The organism is Kistimonas scapharcae (assembly GCF_039540975.1).
GTDB lineage: Bacteria > Pseudomonadota > Gammaproteobacteria > Pseudomonadales > Endozoicomonadaceae > Kistimonas > Kistimonas scapharcae.
The window spans coordinates 1-17,248 of sequence record NZ_BAABFL010000058.1; the positions used below are offsets into that span (position 1 = coordinate 1).

A 17,248-nucleotide genomic window follows, 5' to 3' on the forward strand; every position below is an offset into this window, starting at 1 on the left:
TCAACCATGTCAGCCTTGTTCAGGAAGACAACGATGTAAGGAACACCCACCTGACGAGACAGCAGGATGTGCTCACGAGTCTGAGGCATGGGGCCGTCAGCAGCAGAACATACCAGGATAGCGCCGTCCATCTGGGCAGCACCTGTGATCATGTTCTTAACGTAGTCAGCGTGTCCGGGACAGTCTACGTGCGCGTAGTGACGGCTCGGAGAATCGTATTCTACGTGAGCAGTAGAGATGGTGATACCACGCTCACGCTCTTCAGGTGCGTTATCGATCTGGTCGAAAGCCTTCATCTCGCCACCCCAGACTTCCGCACATACGCGAGTCAGGGCCGNTTTGACTTACCTTATCTGGACAATAAATTACAGTTAACCCTGGTTATTCTTGATCACCGCTTCCGCGATGCTCGCAGGTGTTTCGGCATACTCAGAGAATTCCATGGTGTATGTCGCACGACCCTGAGTAGCAGAACGCAGATCTGTGGCATAACCGAACATCTCAGCCAGAGGCACCTGAGCACGGATAACCTTGCCGGAAGTACTGTCTTCCATACCCTGTACAAGACCACGACGACGGTTCAGGTCACCCATAACATCACCCATGTACTCTTCGGGTGTGACAACCTCAACAGCCATCATCGGCTCCATCAGGACAGGCTGAGCCTGAGGGGCATACTTCTTCAGAGCCTGAGATGCGGCGATTTTAAACGCCATCTCGTTGGAGTCAACCTCGTGGAAGGATCCGTCGTACAGACGCGCCTTCAGGCCAAGCAGCGGATAGCCGGCAATGACGCCGTTCTGCATCTGCTCCTCGATACCCTTCTGAACCGCAGGAATGTATTCCTTGGGAATCGCACCACCAACGATTTCGTTGACGAACACCAGACCTTCTTCACCCTCATCTGCCGGGCTGAAGTCAACAACAACGTGACCGTACTGACCACGACCACCAGACTGCTTGGCAAATTTGTGGTTGGCAGTAACACTGGCCTTGAGATTCTCACGGTAAGACACCTGAGGCTTACCAATGTTCGCTTCAACCTTGAACTCGCGACGCATACGGTCAACCAGTACATCAAGGTGCAACTCACCCATACCGGAGATGATGGTCTGACCGGTTTCTTCGTCCGTCTTGACACGGAAAGAAGGATCTTCCTGGGCCAACTTACCCAGCGCGATACCCATCTTTTCCTGGTCAGCCTTGGACTTCGGCTCAACCGCAACAGAGATAACCGGCTCAGGGAACTCCATGCGCTCCAGAACAATCGGATGATCTGGGTCACACAAAGTTTCACCGGTGGTCACGTCCTTCATACCGATCAGAGCAACGATATCACCCGCCAGGGCTTCCTTGATCTCTTCACGGTTGTTGGCGTGCATCTGCACCATACGACCGATACGTTCTTTCTTCATCTTGACGGAATTGATAACCGACTGACCAGAAGCAGCAATACCGGAGTAAACACGGGCAAATGTCAGAGTACCAACGAACGGGTCGGTAGCAATCTTGAATGCCAACGCAGAGAAAGGCGCCTTATCATCAGCAATACGCTGTTCCATGATATGGTTGCCTTCAGCATCTTCGCCGACAGAACCTTCAATAGCCTTAACTTCCAGCGGAGAAGGCATGTATTCGATTACAGCGTCAAGAACGGCCTGAACACCCTTATTCTTGAATGCAGAACCTCCGAAAACAGGAATGATTTCATTCGCCAGCGTCCGCGCACGGATACCCGCTTTGATCTCAGCCTCGGAAAGCTCACCACCTTCCAGGTACTTTTCCATCATTTCTTCGGTAGCTTCAGCCGCCGCTTCAACCAGGAACTCGTGCATTTCCTGACAGATATCTTCCATATCCGCAGGAATATCACCGTACTCAAAGCTCATGCCCTGATCTTCTTCATTCCACAGAATGGACTTCATCTTGATCAGGTCGACTACACCCTTGAACTCGTCTTCTGCACCAATAGTCATCTGCATCGGTACCGCGTTAGCACCCAGGCGCTCACGCAGCTGACGAACAACCATGCCGTAATCTGCACCGGTGCGGTCCATCTTGTTGACGAATACCATGCGCGGAACTTCGTACTTGTTCGCCTGGCGCCATACGGTTTCAGTCTGAGGCTGAACACCGGAGGAACCACACAGAACAACAACCGCACCATCCAGAACACGCAGGGAACGCTCTACTTCGATCGTGAAGTCAACGTGTCCAGGCGTATCAATGATGTTGACACGATGCTCATCAAACTGAGCATCCATACCACGCCAGAAACAGGTGGTAGCCGCAGAAGTAATGGTAATACCACGCTCCTGCTCCTGCTCCATCCAGTCCATGGTAGCAGCACCGTCGTGTACTTCACCGATCTTATGGCTCAGACCGGTGTAGAACAGGACCCGCTCAGTAGTAGTGGTCTTACCCGCGTCTACGTGGGCGCAGATACCAATGTTACGGTATCGGCTAATCGGGGTTTTACGAGCCACGACACAATCCTCTGTATTATCTTAGAAACGGTAGTGGGAGAACGCCTTGTTAGCTTCTGCCATACGATGCACGTCTTCACGCTTCTTGACAGCAGCGCCTTTGTTGTCAGCCGCGTCAACCAGCTCACCTGCCAGACGCAGGTCCATGGACTTCTCACCACGCTTACGCGCAGCATCTACCAGCCAGCGCATGGCCAGTGCAGAACGACGCGCAGGACGAACTTCTACGGGTACCTGGTAGGTAGCACCACCCACACGGCGAGACTTGACCTCAACCATGGGCGCAACGGATTCCAGAGCGGCTTCGAACACCTCGAGAGGGTCCTTGTTAGTACGCTCCTGGATCTTGTCCAGCGCACCGTACACGATACGCTCGGCGACAGACTTCTTGCCGCTGACCATAACGTGGTTAATGAATTTGGTCAGCACCTTGTTACCGAACTTCGGATCCGGCAACACATCGCGTTTCGCTACGACTCTTCTTCTAGGCATTGATAAGTCCTCAAACTTGGTCTTCAGGTTGTTTCGAGATCAGCCTTCGACTCGACCTTACTCTTATCAACCAGATGCTCTGATTAATAGATAAAACTATGACAACTGTTCAGGCAATTAATTCCCCTGAACAGAAAAGCCTCAGGACTTGGGCTTCTTGGTACCGTACTTGGAACGGCCCTGCTTACGATCGTTAACACCCTGGGTATCCAGCGTACCGCGGACGGTGTGGTAACGAACACCGGGCAAGTCTTTTACACGACCACCACGGATCAGAACAACACTGTGCTCCTGCAGGTTATGACCTTCACCACCGATGTAGGAAGTCACCTCAAAGCCGTTGGTCAGGCGCACACGGCAGACCTTACGAAGAGCTGAGTTAGGCTTCTTAGGGGTAGTGGTGTAAACACGGGTGCAAACGCCACGGCGCTGCGGGCAGCTCTGCAGAGCAGGCACGTCGGTCTTTTTGACCTTGCGCTTGCGTGGCTTGCGAACCAACTGGTTAATGGTTGCCATTTAAGCAATTTCTCCGAAGTTTCTAAGTACAAAGAGGTTACGACACCCAGAGGATTAAGCATCGCAACCCGAGCCTGACCAGCAGATACTGGCCAGACACTGGTTTTCACAAAAGGTTTTGTGGAAACCGGCGCCCAAAGGCAGCCTTGACAAGAGACAAAGGCGGGGCACACTAAAAGGCACCGGATTTTAAATAGGCCAGCGGCCTGCGTCAAGGAATGCCGCAGACTTTCAGACCAGGGGAAACGCCGAGAATCACGTAAACATGCCACCACCCACTCGGGACAACTACGGATTGATTACTACCAATAATGAATAAATCACGCCTTTATAGCACTACTACTCTGATTTTTCTGTTTTTTCTGATGCAAAACCTGCATTCGCCTGCAGCTTATGCCTCAGGAGTTGGAAAATATGAATCCTGGTATCAGGATGTCTGGTGTGAAGGCTATGATGGCCAAACCGAAGTCGAACAGGATGATGGGACGCGCGTTGACTGCCTGACAAGCAACCATGCCATTGAAATGGAGTTCGCACGGAAATGGCCTGAAGCCATTGGCCAATCGCTTCATTACTCCCTCAAAACCGGCCGTAATGCAGGTATTGTATTGATTTTGCAGAAGCCATCAGACGAGCATTACTGGGCGAGCCTTAACGATGTAATCAAGCAATACAAACTACCTATCACACTCTGGCGCCTTGGCCCCTGACTCAAGGCGTGCAACCCACATCCGCCCCTCTTACGATACGCGTTCTGCCAATGGCATTAATGCTTATACCCTTTGCAAAAGCATGGTCAGTATCATCTGCCACACAGTAACGTATCGTGTTCTGGCTCCCACCACTGGTTACGCCGCGAGGGCCATAGGATAGCCTGGTAATATCTTTTGCCCACTCAATGGAAAGATCCTCAATATTAGTGACACGCGCACGAAGCATTTCTTCACCAGCCGTTTCCAGTAAAAAACCATCATTATCCTGATCGGTAAACAGCTGCCAGCCCCCATTCCACATGGGTTTGGGGGCACTACTATCTCTTGCCCCATTCTCCCTTATCGTGACCCACATATTACGACTGAGTGCCTCAGAGCGCGCATATGCCAAGGCACTTCTTAAGGAAGCCACTTCCGCATCAACACGATTCTTAAGAACCCAGTCAGAAATAGCGGGCCCCGCAGCTGCCACCAGTATAATCACAATGCCCATGCTGACCATTAGCTCTACCATCGTAAAACCGGCAGACCTTCTTGAGACATCCCTTCTCATCACTGAATACCTGAAAGCGAATCCATTGCTTATTTAATTCACTTTAGCAACTGGATCGGCCGAGGCTGACAAGCATCAGCTGTTTATGTCACATCACATGAATCCAGAGGATTTTAATTAAGAAAGCGCATAAAAAAACGGAGCCATAGGCTCCGTTTTCTCAATTGGCAAACCAAGGGCTTACTGAATAAGCAAGCCCTCGCTCAGCACTATCAAGCATCACCCGAGTTCAAAGCCTCAGAGAGCGCCTGCTCTACTTCAGAAGCAGAAACCGTAGGCGTCACAAATTCGACAGGTTCCAGTTTCTCTCTGCGATCCTTGTGGTAGGTCAGACCAGTTCCTGCCGGAATCAGTCGACCCACAACCACGTTCTCTTTCAGACCACGCAGATAATCACGCTTACCGGTCACAGCCGCCTCAGTCAGCACCCGAGTGGTTTCCTGGAAGGAAGCCGCGGAGATGAACGACTCAGTCGCCAGAGAGGCCTTGGTGATACCCAGCAGGACACGCTCATACTTAGCCGGGAACTTGTCCTCGCCATTCAGTGTATCGTTAACTTCAAGCACCTTATTGTACTCCATCTGCTCACCGCGGATCAGGTCAGAATCACCGGCATCGGAGACTTCGACCTTACGCAGCATTTGGCGCAGAATCGTTTCAATGTGCTTGTCGTTAATCTTAACGCCCTGCAGTCGGTATACGTCCTGGATTTCATTGACGATGTACTTCGCCAGCTCACCCACACCCAGCAGTCGTAAAACGTCATGCGGGTTTGTCGGACCATCAGAGACAACTTCCCCCTTGGTAACCTGCTCACCCTCGAAGACGTTCAGGTGGCGCCACTTCGGAATCAGCTCCTCGTACGGATCACTACCGTCAGTTGGCGTGATCACCAGACGCTTCTTACCCTTGGTCTCCTTACCGAAGCCGATGGTGCCGGAGATTTCTGCCAGAATGGCAGGCTCTTTCGGCTTACGCGCTTCAAACAGGTCGGCAACCCGCGGCAGACCACCGGTAATATCCCGGTTACCACTGGATTGCTGCGGAATACGGGCAATGATGTCACCCACTTCCACGTTCACACCGTCTTTCAGACTCAGCAATGAGTTAGCCGGCAGGAAGTACTGCGCAGGGATGTTGGTATTCGCCATCATCAACTCATTGCCGTTCTCATCAACCAGCTGGATTGCGGGACGCAAATCCTTACCGGCAGACGGACGATCCTTCGGATCCATAACCTCGATGCTGGACAGACCGGTGATTTCATCCGTCTGCTTCTTGATGGTAATACCATCTTCCATACCGAAGAACTTCACCTTACCGGCAACTTCCGTCACGATCGGGTGCGTATGCGGATCCCACTTGGCAACTATCGCACCGGCTTCGACAGCATCACCATCCTTCACGGACAGCACCGCACCATAAGGCAGCTTGTAACGCTCACGCTCACGACCGAATTCATCCGCAACGGCAAGCTGACCAGAACGGCTGACGGCGACCAGGTTACCATCCTTCCGCTCAACAAACTTCAGGTTTTGCAGACGGACAGAGCCCTTACTCTTAACCGTGATGTTGTCCTGCGCCGCATTCCGTGACGCCGCACCACCGATGTGGAAGGTACGCATCGTCAACTGGGTACCGGGTTCACCGATGGACTGAGCCGCAATAACACCGACAGCCTCACCCACGTTAACCAGATGACCACGACCCAGGTCACGGCCGTAACACTTGGAGCAAACACCGTAACGGGTTTCACAGGAAATAGAGGAGCGAACCAGAACTTCATCAACGTTCAGCTCTTCCAGCTTGCGAACCCACTGCTCGTCAATCAACGTACCCGCGCTGACAGCGATATCATCAGTACCAGGTGTGTAGACATCTTCTGCCACCACACGACCCAGAATACGCTCACCCAGTGGCTCAACAACGTCACCACCTTCAATGTGAGGCGTCATCAACAGACCATTACTGGTACCGCAGTCGTGCTCAGTCACCACCAGATCTTGTGCAACGTCAACCAGACGACGGGTCAGGTAACCGGAGTTCGCTGTCTTCAATGCCGTATCCGCAAGACCCTTACGAGCACCGTGGGTCGAGATGAAGTACTGCAGTACGTTCAGACCTTCACGGAAGTTCGCAGTGATTGGCGTTTCGATGATGGAACCGTCCGGCTTCGCCATCAGACCACGCATACCGGCCAGCTGACGAATCTGTGCCGCACTACCCCGGGCGCCGGAGTCAGCCATCATGTAGACGCTGTTGAAGGATTCCTGGTCTACCTCTTTACCTTCACGGTCAATGACCTTGTCGGTCTTGAGGTTTTCCATCATTCGCTTGGCCAGCACCTCGTTGGCACGGGACCAGATATCGATAACCTTGTTGTACTTTTCGCCCTGGGTTACCAGACCGGAAGCAAACTGGTTTTCAATTTCACGCACTTCGTTGTGCGCTTCGTCGATGATGCTGACCTTCTCATCCGGGATAACGAAGTCGTTAACACCGATAGATGCACCGGAAACCGTTGCATACTGGAAGCCCAGATACATCATCTGGTCAGCAAAGATAACCGTCTCTTTCAGACCGACACGACGGTAGCAGGCGTTCAGCAGACCAGAGATGGAACGCTTCTTCATCGCCTGGTTAACCAGTTCGAACGGCAGGCCGTCAGGAACGATATCCCACAGCAGTACACGACCGATGGTGGTGTCAGCAATAAAGCGACGAGACTCCAGCTCACCCTGCGCATTCTTGAGCGCTTCGGAAATACGAACCTTCACCTTCGCATGCAGATCCGCCGCGCCAACACGGTAAGCCCGCAGGGCTTCCTTGATGTCAGCGAACATCATGCCCTCACCCTTCGCATTGATGCGATCACGGGTGATGTAGTAGAGACCCAGTACCACGTCCTGAGAAGGAACGATGATCGGCTCACCACTGGCCGGTGCCAGAATGTTGTTGGTGGACATCATCAACGCACGCGCTTCCAGCTGGGCTTCCAGCGTCAGCGGTACGTGAACAGCCATCTGGTCACCGTCAAAGTCGGCGTTGTAAGCAGCACAGACCAGCGGGTGCAACTGGATCGCCTTACCTTCAATCAGCACCGGCTCGAATGCCTGGATACCCAGACGGTGCAGTGTCGGCGCACGGTTCAGCAGGACCGGATGCTCACGGATGACTTCATCCAGGATATCCCATACGACCGGCTCTTCCCGCTCCACCATCTTCTTGGCGGCTTTAATGGTTGTCGCCAGTCCGCGATGCTCAAGCTTGCCGAAAATGAACGGTTTGAACAGCTCAAGCGCCATCTTCTTGGGCAGACCGCACTGATGCAGACGCAGGGACGGACCCACAGTAATGACAGAACGACCGGAGTAGTCAACACGCTTACCCAGCAGGTTCTGACGGAAACGCCCCTGCTTACCCTTGATCATGTCTGCCAGGGACTTCAGAGGACGCTTGTTGGAGCCGGTAATCGCACGACCACGGCGACCGTTATCCAGCAGCGCATCCACGGATTCCTGCAGCATCCGCTTTTCGTTACGGACAATGATGTCAGGCGCATTCAGCTCAAGCAGACGCTTCAGACGGTTGTTCCGGTTAATCACCCGACGATACAGATCGTTCAGGTCAGAGGTCGCGAAACGACCGCCATCCAGCGGTACCAGCGGACGCAGGTCCGGCGGCAGAACCGGCAGCACCTTCATGATCATCCACTCCGGACGGTTACCGGAGTTGTAGAAGGCTTCCAGCAGCTTCAGACGCTTGGCCAGCTTCTTCAGCTTGGTTTCGCTGTTGGTCTGGGGAATCTCTTCGCGCAGCTGCCCGATTTCATCTTCAAGATCGATGTCGTTCAGCAACGCCTGAACCGCTTCGGCACCCATACGGGCATCGAAGTCATCACCAAACTCTTCCAGCGATTCGTAATATTCTTCGTCGTTCAACAGCTGACCGCGATCCAGCGTGGTCATGCCAGGATCAATAACGACGTAAGATTCAAAATACAGAACCCGTTCGATATCACGCAGGGTCATGTCCAGCAACAAACCGATCCGGCTGGGCAGTGACTTCAGGAACCAGATGTGGGCAACCGGACTAGCCAGTTCGATGTGACCCATCCGGTCACGACGCACCTTGGACAGCGCGACTTCAACGCCACATTTCTCACAGATAACACCACGGTGCTTCAGGCGCTTGTACTTACCGCACAGGCACTCATAGTCCTTGACTGGGCCAAAGATCTTGGCACAAAACAGACCATCACGCTCAGGTTTGAACGTACGGTAGTTAATGGTTTCCGGCTTTTTTACTTCACCGTAAGACCAGGAACGGACCAGTTCCGGAGAGGCCAGTGAAATTCGAATGGCATCAAACTCGTCCGACTGTCCCTGGGTTTTTAGCAGATTCAACAAGTCTTTCATCGCTTCTCCTCGCGGAAGCGGACGGGCCAATGGCCCGCCGCTGTTAACCCCTTAGCCTGATTATTCAGTTTCGAGCTCGATATCGATGCCCAGTGAACGAATTTCCTTAACCAGAACATTAAAGGACTCTGGCATACCCGCTTCCATCCGGTGATCGCCATCGACAATATTTTTGTACATCTTGGTACGGCCGGCGACATCATCCGACTTGACGGTAAGCATTTCCTGCAGCGTGTACGCGGCACCATAAGCTTCCAGCGCCCACACTTCCATCTCACCGAATCGCTGACCACCAAACTGCGCCTTACCACCCAGCGGCTGCTGGGTGACCAGCGAGTAGGAACCGGTAGAACGGGCATGCATCTTGTCATCAACCAGGTGGTTCAGCTTGAGCATGTACATGTAACCAACGGTTACCTGACGCTCAAACTGGTTACCGGTACGACCGTCGAACAGTGTGCACTGACCGCTGTCGTTCAGGTCTGCCAGACGCAGCAGTTCCTTGATTTCGGCTTCCTTGGCCCCGTCGAATACGGCCGTTGCCATCGGAACACCACCACGCAGGTTGCGAGCCAACTCCATGATCTCCTGATCAGAGAAGCTGTCCAGATCAACCTTGTTCGCACGACCCGCCACACCGTTATAGACCTGATCCAGGAACTTACGGATATCAGCCACAGCCTGCTGCGCTTCGATCATACGATTGATCTTCACGCCCAGTCCTTTGGCCGCTGCACCCAGGTGAGTTTCCAGTACCTGACCAACGTTCATCCGCGACGGAACACCCAGCGGGTTCAGAACGATATCAACGGGGTTACCATTCTCATCATACGGCATGTCTTCTACCGGCATGATGATGGAAATAACACCCTTGTTACCGTGACGACCCGCCATCTTGTCACCTGGCTGGATGCGACGCTTGATAGCCAGGTAAACCTTGACGATCTTCAGGACGCCAGGCGCCATGTCATCACTGGTCTGCAGTTTTTTCTTCTTGTCTTCGAAACGCTCATCCAGCTGTGCACGCAACTCAGTCAACTGCTTGCGGGCGTTGTCCAGCTGTTCGTTCAGAGACTCGTCAGCCATCACCAGCTTGAACCACTGGTCGTGCTCCAGGCCGTTCAGGTATTCGTCCGAGATGCTGTCACCCTTGGACAGAGCCGGACCACGGTCCGCCTTCTGACCAACCAGCGCATTGCGCAGACGGGCAAAGGTATCGAATTCGACGATACGGAACTCTTCGTTCAGATCCTTACGGATTGCGTCAAGCTGCTCTTTCTCAATAGACAGCGCTCGGGCATCTTTTTCCACACCATCACGGGTGAAGACCTGTACATCGATAACGGTACCTTTCACACTGGTGGGAACACGCAGTGAGGTATCCTTAACGTCAGACGCCTTTTCACCGAAGATGGCGCGCAACAGTTTTTCTTCTGGCGTCAGCTGGGTTTCACCTTTCGGAGTTACCTTACCGACCAGAATATCGCCCGCTTCAACTTCAGCACCCACATAAACAATACCGGCTTCATCCAGCTTGTTCAGGGCAGACTCACCCACGTTAGGAATATCCGCAGTGATTTCTTCGGAACCCAACTTGGTATCACGAGCCACACAGGTCAGCTCCTGAATGTGGATCGTGGTGAAACGGTCTTCCTGCACAACCCGCTCAGACACCAGGATGGAGTCCTCGAAGTTGTAACCGTTCCAGGGCATGAACGCGACGCGCATGTTCTGACCCAGGGCCAATTCGCCGATGTCCACAGAAGGACCGTCAGCCAGGATATCGCCACGGGCAATGACGTCGCCCTTCTTAACCAGGGAACGCTGGTTAATACAGGTGTTCTGGTTCGAACGGGTGTACTTGGTCAGTGCGTAGATATCTACGCCCGCCTCACCCGCCAGCAGCTCGGATTCTTCAACACGGATAACGATCCGGGAAGCATCCACACTGTCAACCACACCACCACGCTTGGCAACGACACAAACACCGGAGTCACGGGCAACGTTACGCTCCATACCGGTACCAACCAGCGGCTTGTCGGCGCGCAGTGTCGGAACGGCCTGACGTTGCATGTTCGATCCCATCAGGGCCCGGTTCGCGTCATCGTGCTCGAGGAACGGAATCAGGGACGCAGCCACGGATACCACCTGACGCGGTGATACATCCATGAAGTTGACCTGTTCGGGTCCCATCAGGGTAAATTCGTTGCGATAACGAACGTTAACCAGTTCTTCGCTCAGACGGTTGTTTTCGTCCAGCACCGCACTGGCCTGTGCGATAACGAATTCGCCTTCTTCAATCGCAGACAGGTATTCGATTTGATCGGTTACCTGACCATCAATAACTTTACGGTACGGAGACTCGAGGAAACCGTAGTCGTTAGTACGGGCATACGTTGCCAGTGAATTGATCAGACCGATGTTCGGACCTTCAGGGGTCTCGATAGGACATACACGACCGTAGTGGGTCGGATGCACGTCTCGAACCTCGAAGCCGGCACGCTCACGGGTCAAACCACCCGGGCCCAATGCAGATACACGACGCTTGTGCGTGATCTCGGACAGCGGGTTGTTCTGGTCCATGAACTGGGACAGCTGGCTGGAACCGAAGAATTCCTTGATCGCAGCGGCAACCGGCTTGGCGTTGATCAGATCCTGCGGCATCAGGCCTTCGCTTTCCGCCATGGACAGACGCTCACGGACCGCACGTTCAACACGCACCAGACCAACACGGAACTGGTTCTCTGCCATTTCACCGACAGAACGGACACGACGGTTACCCAGGTGATCGATATCGTCACAGATACCGTGACCGTTACGGATATCAACCAGGGTACGCATCACATCGATGATGTCCTGATTATCGAGAACGCCGGAACCCTCATCGCTTTCACGCGCCATACGACGGTTGAACTTCATACGACCAACAGCAGACAGGTCATAACGTTCAGCGGTAAAGAACAGGTTCTGGAACAGCTGCTCTGCAGCTTCCTTGGTCGGCGGCTCACCAGGACGCATCATGCGGTAGATTTCTACCAGCGCTTCGATACGGTTAGTGGTGGTATCGGCTCTCAGTGTGTCGGAAACATAGGAACCACAATCCAGCTCATTGGTGTAGATAACCTCAACGTCCTTGATGGAAGCTGCCAGGAACTTCTCGTACAGCTCAAGCGTAATTTCGGTATTACATTCCGCAATGATTTCACCGGTTGTTTTGTGAATAACCGGCTTGGCCAGCACCTTGCCCAGCAGGTACTCGACAGGTGCCTCAATCTCTTTGATATTGGCTTTCTGCAGCTGGCGGATATGACGCGCAGTGATACGACGCGCCATTTCAACAATGACGTTACCATCGTGATCCTTGATGTCGAAGCTGGCGGCTTCACCGCGCAGGCGCTCGGGGATCAGTTCGAAAGAAACACCGTTGCTGGAGATCTTGTAGAAGTTTGTTTCGAAGAACGCGCCCAGAATCTGCTCAGAGGTAAAGTCCAATGCACGCAGCAGGATCGTTGCAGGCAGCTTCCGACGACGGTCGATACGGACGTACAGCAGATCCTTCGGATCGAATTCGAAGTCCAGCCATGAACCACGATAAGGAATTACCCGCGCAGAATACAACAGCTTACCAGAGGAATGCGTCTTACCACGATCGTGATCAAAGAACACACCAGGGGAACGATGCAGCTGGGAAACAATAACACGCTCGGTACCGTTGATTACGAAGGTACCGTTTTCAGTCATGAGCGGAATTTCGCCCATGTAGACTTCCTGTTCCTTGATGTCCTTGATCGCCTTGTTGGCGCTTTCCTTGTCATAAATAATCAGGCGAACCTTTACACGCAGGGGGACTGCGTAAGTGATTCCGCGCAGCTGGCATTCCTTGACATCAAAGGCGGGTGTGCCCAGACGGTAGCCAACATATTCCAGGGCTGCATTGCCGGAATAGCTGACAATCGGAAAGACGGACTTGAAAGCCGCGTGCAAACCGATATCATCTCTCGCGTCAGTGCCTTTGCCTGACTGCAAAAGTTTTTGATAGGAATCCAGCTGAATTGCCAGCAAATACGGCACATCCATGACGTGCGGCAATTTACCGAAGTCCTTGCGGATACGTTTTTTCTCTGTATACGAGTAAGCCATCAGCATTCCCCAGCTAGGTCACCTGCGGTTGTGTCGTTGATCACCGGCTTCGGAGTCACGACAGCCCTTGAGGGCGGGTAGCCTCTCTTATTGTCACCGTTTGGTGATAACCATCCTTCTATAAACCATAACGTTCTATCAGGCCGAATCATACGGGCATAAAAGTTATAGCTCATACAACGGAAAAAGGCCGGTGCCCTTGGACACCAGCCATTCGGCCTATTATGCAACAAGCCTGAAAAAAAGCAATGCTGAAATTACTTGATTTCTACAGTAGCGCCAGCTTCTTCCAGCTCTTTCTTCAGAGCTTCAGCTTCTTCCTTGGTAGCGCCTTCCTTCAGAGGAGCAGGAGCGCCGTCTACCAGTGCCTTGGCTTCTTTCAGGCCCAGACCAGTAGCGCCACGGACAACCTTGATGACGTTAACTTTCTTGTCACCAGCGGAAGCCAGGATTACGTCGAATTCAGTCTTCTCTTCAGCAGCAGCAGCTTCGCCAGCAGCAGGAGCAGCAACGGCTACAGCGGCTTGAGCGCTGACACCGAACTTCTCTTCCATAGCTTCAACCAGCTCAACTACTTCCATAACGCTCATTTCAGCGATGGCATTCAGGATATCGTCTTTAGACAGAGCCATTTTTAACTCCAAAAATTCTGTATGGTAAAACCAAAAATTCTTTAACTAAAAACCAGCCGATCAACAGGATCAGGCGGCTTTCTTCTGGTCGGCAACAGCTGCCATTACACGGGTAATACGGGCCGGGAACTCGTTCAGAGTTCTGGTCAGCTTGGTTACCGGTGCAATCATTACGCTCATCAGCATCGCGCGAGCCTGGTCCAGAGTAGGCATCTTGGCCAGGACATCAATCTGCTCAGCGCCGAGCAGTTGACCTCCGATGGACAGAGCCTTGACTTCCAGTTCTTTGTTTTCCTTGGCAAAATCCTGAAGCAGACGAGCTGCCGCACCCGGATCTTCCTGGGAGAACGCAAGAACTGTAGGACCAATCAGAGCCTCTTTCAGGCACTCGTATTCGGTGCCTTCTACTGCGCGGCGTGCCAGAGTGTTACGTACAACCTTCAGGTATACGCCACCCTCACGAGCCTGCTTACGCAGAGAGGTCATCTGGTCCACCGTCAGACCACGGTAGTCCGCGATAACAGCCGACAGAGCGCTTTGGGCAACCTCGCTGACTTCGGCGACAATCGCCTTCTTGTCTTCGAGACCTAACGCCATTGGCTTTACTCCAATTCTCTATAGAACAGAGCATCTTCCAATCAGGGGAAGACACTCCCTAAATACGGTGATGGGTTAATTGCAATGCAATCAGTTCACCGTCTACGCAGGACATTAAGCAAACAACACAAACATCGGTCATCCGCACCTGCGATCTTTGACGGCCCCCGTCATACGAGGACCCCAAAGACTGGAGAGCCGATGCAACAGATCAGAAACCCGCTGCAACACTCAAATTAGAAGTCAAGACTAGCCTGATCAATGGCCAGACCGGGACCCATAGTAGAAGACAGGGTAACCTTCTTGACATAGACACCCTTGGCGGAAGAAGGCTTCAGTTTCTTCAGATCAACCAGCAGCGCTTCAACGTTCTGCTTCAGGGAGCCCGCTTCGAAGTCGATCTTGCCGACGGAAGCGTGAATAATACCGTTCTTGTCGGTACGGTAGCGAACCTGACCAGCCTTGGCGTTTTTAACCGCCTCAGCAACGTTAGGCGTTACAGTACCCACCTTCGGGTTAGGCATCAGACCACGAGGCCCCAGAACCTGACCCAGCTGGCCAACAACGCGCATCGCATCCGGAGAAGCAATAACAACGTCAAAGTTCATTTCGCCCGCTTTGATCTGTTCTGCCAGATCTTCCATACCAACCAGTTCCGCACCCGCTTCACGGGCCGCATCAGCGTTAACACCCTGAGTGAAGACAGCGACGCGAACATCTTTACCAGTACCGTTAGGCAGTACGGTAGAGCCACGAACAACCTGGTCAGATTTACGAGGATCAACACCCAGGTTCACAGAAACGTCGATAGACTCTTTGAACTTGGCAGCCGGCAGATCCTTCAGCAGATTGGCAGCATCTTCAAAACCGTAGATTTTGGTGCTATCAACCTTCTCAGCAATCAGCTTTGCACGCTTGGTCATCTTGGCCATTACACACCCTCCACGTTCAGGCCCATGCTGCGGGCACTTCCAGCGATGGTGCGGATAGCAGCGTCTTCATCAGCTGCAGTCAGATCAGGCTCTTTAATCTTGGCGATTTCCAGCAGCTGCTCGCGAGTAACGGTGCCAACCTTCTCAGTGTTAGGACGACCGGAACCCTTCTTCAGCTTCAGCGCCTTCTTCAGCAGAACAGCAGCCGGCGGAGTCTTGGTTTCGAAGGTGAAGCTGCGATCACTGTAAACAGTGATAACAACCGGAGTCGGCATACCCGGCTCAAGACTCTGGGTCTTGGCGTTAAAGGCCTTACAGAACTCCATAATGTTGACACCGTGCTGACCCAGCGCAGGACCAACAGGCGGACTTGGGTTTGCCTGACCAGCGGCAACCTGGAGCTTAATATAAGCTTCTACTTTCTTAGCCATTTCAACCTCGCTTCGGGTCAATCGCCATCACGCGAAGGTGACAGCTCCCCGTACACAAATTTTTCAGGCAACAAAAACACCTGAAAATAAAATCCCCACACTGCACAGGGCAGCGCAGGGACTAAAAAACACGATCAACCTTTTTCGACCTGACCAAACTCCAGCTCGACCGGCGTTGAACGACCGAAAATCATAACAGCCACCTGTAGGCGACTCTTCTCGTAATTGACCTCTTCCACAACACCATTAAAATCAGCGAAGGGACCATCAATAACGCGAACCATTTCACCGGGCTCAAACAACGTCTTCGGCTTGGGCTTATCAACCCCTTCCTGAACACGCTGAAGAATCGCATCAGCTTCTTTTTGAGTAATGGGTGCAGGCTTGTCCGCCGTACCACCAATAAAGCCGAGAACCCTGGGCGTATCTTTGATCAGATGCCAGCTATCCTCATTCATCTCCATCTGAACAAGCACATAACCGGGGAAGAACTTGCGCTCACTTCTGCGCTTCTGGCCGTTCTTGATCTCAACCACCTCTTCAGTGGGAACCAGAATCTCACCAAACAGGTCTTCCATCTGATGCAGCTTTACACGCTCCTTGAGAGAGCGCATTACATGCTTTTCAAAGCCGGAATAAGCATGCACAACATACCAACGCTTAGCCATCTTTCAGTCCTTATCCAATCAGGCTACTGACAAGCCAGCCCAGCAAAGAGTCAAGACCCCAAAGCACAAGACCCATAATCAAAACGACCGCAACCACAACAAGCGTCGTTTGAACAGTTTCTTGTCGCGTCGGCCAGACAACCTTCCTGACCTCAGCCTTGGCATCCTTGAGCAGCTCCCAGAACACCCGGCCTTTGTCCGTCTGAAAAGCCACAACAGCCGCCACAACCCCCAGAGCAACAAGACCGATTACACGATATAGTAATGACTCTGCTGAGAAGTAATAGTTCCCACCGACACCTACAACCACCACTAAGACAACCACAGCCCATTTCAGGCCGTCGAAGCCATTTACATTTTCAACGTCGGCTTTACCACTCATCAAGACATCTCTATCAGATCAGGTTACCCAAGAAGGGAAGCTGGCAGGCCAGGAGGGAATCGAACCCCCAACCCCCGGTTTTGGAGACCGGTGCTCTACCAATTGAACTACTGGCTTAAATACTTTCTGGCGCTCAAGAGCTCCGGGCGCTGTATATTACATGACCCAAGAGCCCTTGAACAGCCTTAATTACGCAATAATCTTAGCAACAACACCGGCGCCAACAGTACGGCCACCTTCACGAATCGCGAAGCGCAGACCTTCTTCCATGGCGATAGGAGCGATCAG

At 52.8% G+C, this 17,248-nt stretch carries 14 protein-coding genes, 1 tRNA gene and 1 pseudogene; 1 reads left to right on the plus strand and 15 read right to left on the minus strand.

The window, feature by feature from the left end; translation table 11 throughout:
* The 4 genes and pseudogenes from ABD892_RS03095 to rpsL form a co-directional block, all read right to left on the minus strand.
* Positions 1 to 335, minus strand: a pseudogene (locus tag ABD892_RS03095) (GTP-binding protein); the annotation flags it as partial.
* A gap of 36 nt (positions 336 to 371) precedes the next feature.
* Positions 372 to 2,486 carry an elongation factor G gene (fusA, locus tag ABD892_RS03100; protein WP_345193734.1) on the minus strand — a complete coding sequence of 705 codons (2,115 nt, stop codon included), beginning with the start codon at positions 2,484 to 2,486 and terminating at the stop codon, positions 372 to 374.
* Between the two features lie 21 nt (positions 2,487 to 2,507).
* Positions 2,508 to 2,978 carry a 30S ribosomal protein S7 gene (gene rpsG, locus ABD892_RS03105; RefSeq protein WP_345193736.1) on the minus strand — a complete coding sequence of 157 codons (471 nt, stop codon included), beginning with the start codon at positions 2,976 to 2,978 and terminating at the stop codon, positions 2,508 to 2,510.
* A gap of 141 nt (positions 2,979 to 3,119) precedes the next feature.
* Positions 3,120 to 3,494, minus strand: a complete 375-nt coding sequence (gene rpsL / locus ABD892_RS03110; RefSeq protein WP_211829055.1) for a 30S ribosomal protein S12 — start codon at positions 3,492 to 3,494, stop codon at positions 3,120 to 3,122.
* A 365-nt stretch (positions 3,495 to 3,859) separates the two neighbouring features.
* On the opposite strand from rpsL, the gene ABD892_RS03115 reads away from it, so the two are divergent.
* Entirely contained in the window at positions 3,860 to 4,204 is a 345-nt protein-coding gene (locus ABD892_RS03115; protein ID WP_345193740.1) for a hypothetical protein, read from the plus strand.
* 1 nt (position 4,205) lies between these two features.
* Here ABD892_RS03115 and ABD892_RS03120 read toward each other — a convergent pair whose 3' ends face one another.
* From ABD892_RS03120 to ABD892_RS03170, 11 genes are all read right to left on the minus strand, one after another.
* Positions 4,206 to 4,760 carry a GspH/FimT family pseudopilin gene (locus ABD892_RS03120; protein ID WP_345193742.1) on the minus strand — a complete coding sequence of 185 codons (555 nt, stop codon included), beginning with the start codon at positions 4,758 to 4,760 and terminating at the stop codon, positions 4,206 to 4,208.
* 212 nt (positions 4,761 to 4,972) lie between these two features.
* The gene (gene rpoC / locus ABD892_RS03125) at positions 4,973 to 9,178 is read right to left on the minus strand and encodes a DNA-directed RNA polymerase subunit beta' (RefSeq protein ID WP_345193744.1); all 4,206 of its coding nucleotides are present in this window, start codon (positions 9,176 to 9,178) and stop codon (positions 4,973 to 4,975) included.
* Positions 9,179 to 9,238: 60 nt separating this feature from the next.
* Positions 9,239 to 13,318 (minus strand): DNA-directed RNA polymerase subunit beta, encoded by a 4,080-nt coding sequence (gene rpoB, locus ABD892_RS03130; RefSeq protein WP_345193746.1) that lies wholly within the window; start codon positions 13,316 to 13,318, stop codon positions 9,239 to 9,241.
* Positions 13,319 to 13,575: 257 nt separating this feature from the next.
* Entirely contained in the window at positions 13,576 to 13,950 is a 375-nt protein-coding gene (gene rplL, locus ABD892_RS03135; RefSeq protein WP_345193750.1) for a 50S ribosomal protein L7/L12, read from the minus strand.
* Between the two features lie 69 nt (positions 13,951 to 14,019).
* Positions 14,020 to 14,547: a 50S ribosomal protein L10 gene (rplJ, locus tag ABD892_RS03140; RefSeq protein WP_345193752.1), complete on the minus strand. Its 528-nt coding sequence runs from the start codon at positions 14,545 to 14,547 to the stop codon at positions 14,020 to 14,022.
* 236 nt (positions 14,548 to 14,783) lie between these two features.
* Entirely contained in the window at positions 14,784 to 15,479 is a 696-nt protein-coding gene (gene rplA / locus ABD892_RS03145) for a 50S ribosomal protein L1 (RefSeq protein ID WP_345193754.1), read from the minus strand.
* Positions 15,479 to 15,910 (minus strand): 50S ribosomal protein L11, encoded by a 432-nt coding sequence (gene rplK, locus ABD892_RS03150; RefSeq protein ID WP_345193756.1) that lies wholly within the window; start codon positions 15,908 to 15,910, stop codon positions 15,479 to 15,481. Before rplK ends, rplA begins: the two co-directional genes overlap by 1 nt.
* 134 nt (positions 15,911 to 16,044) lie before the next feature.
* Positions 16,045 to 16,578, minus strand: coding sequence for a transcription termination/antitermination protein NusG (gene nusG, locus ABD892_RS03155; RefSeq protein WP_345193760.1), 534 nt, complete (start codon positions 16,576 to 16,578; stop codon positions 16,045 to 16,047).
* Positions 16,579 to 16,588: 10 nt separating this feature from the next.
* A complete protein-coding gene (secE, locus tag ABD892_RS03160; RefSeq protein ID WP_345193762.1) occupies positions 16,589 to 16,960 on the minus strand; it encodes a preprotein translocase subunit SecE in 372 nt (123 codons plus the stop codon).
* A 41-nt stretch (positions 16,961 to 17,001) separates the two neighbouring features.
* Positions 17,002 to 17,077, minus strand: a tRNA-Trp gene (locus ABD892_RS03165).
* 72 nt (positions 17,078 to 17,149) lie between these two features.
* Positions 17,150 to 17,248, minus strand: a 99-nt coding sequence (locus tag ABD892_RS03170; protein ID WP_486329168.1) for an EF-Tu C-terminal domain-related protein, incomplete at its 5' end; no start/stop codon positions are given.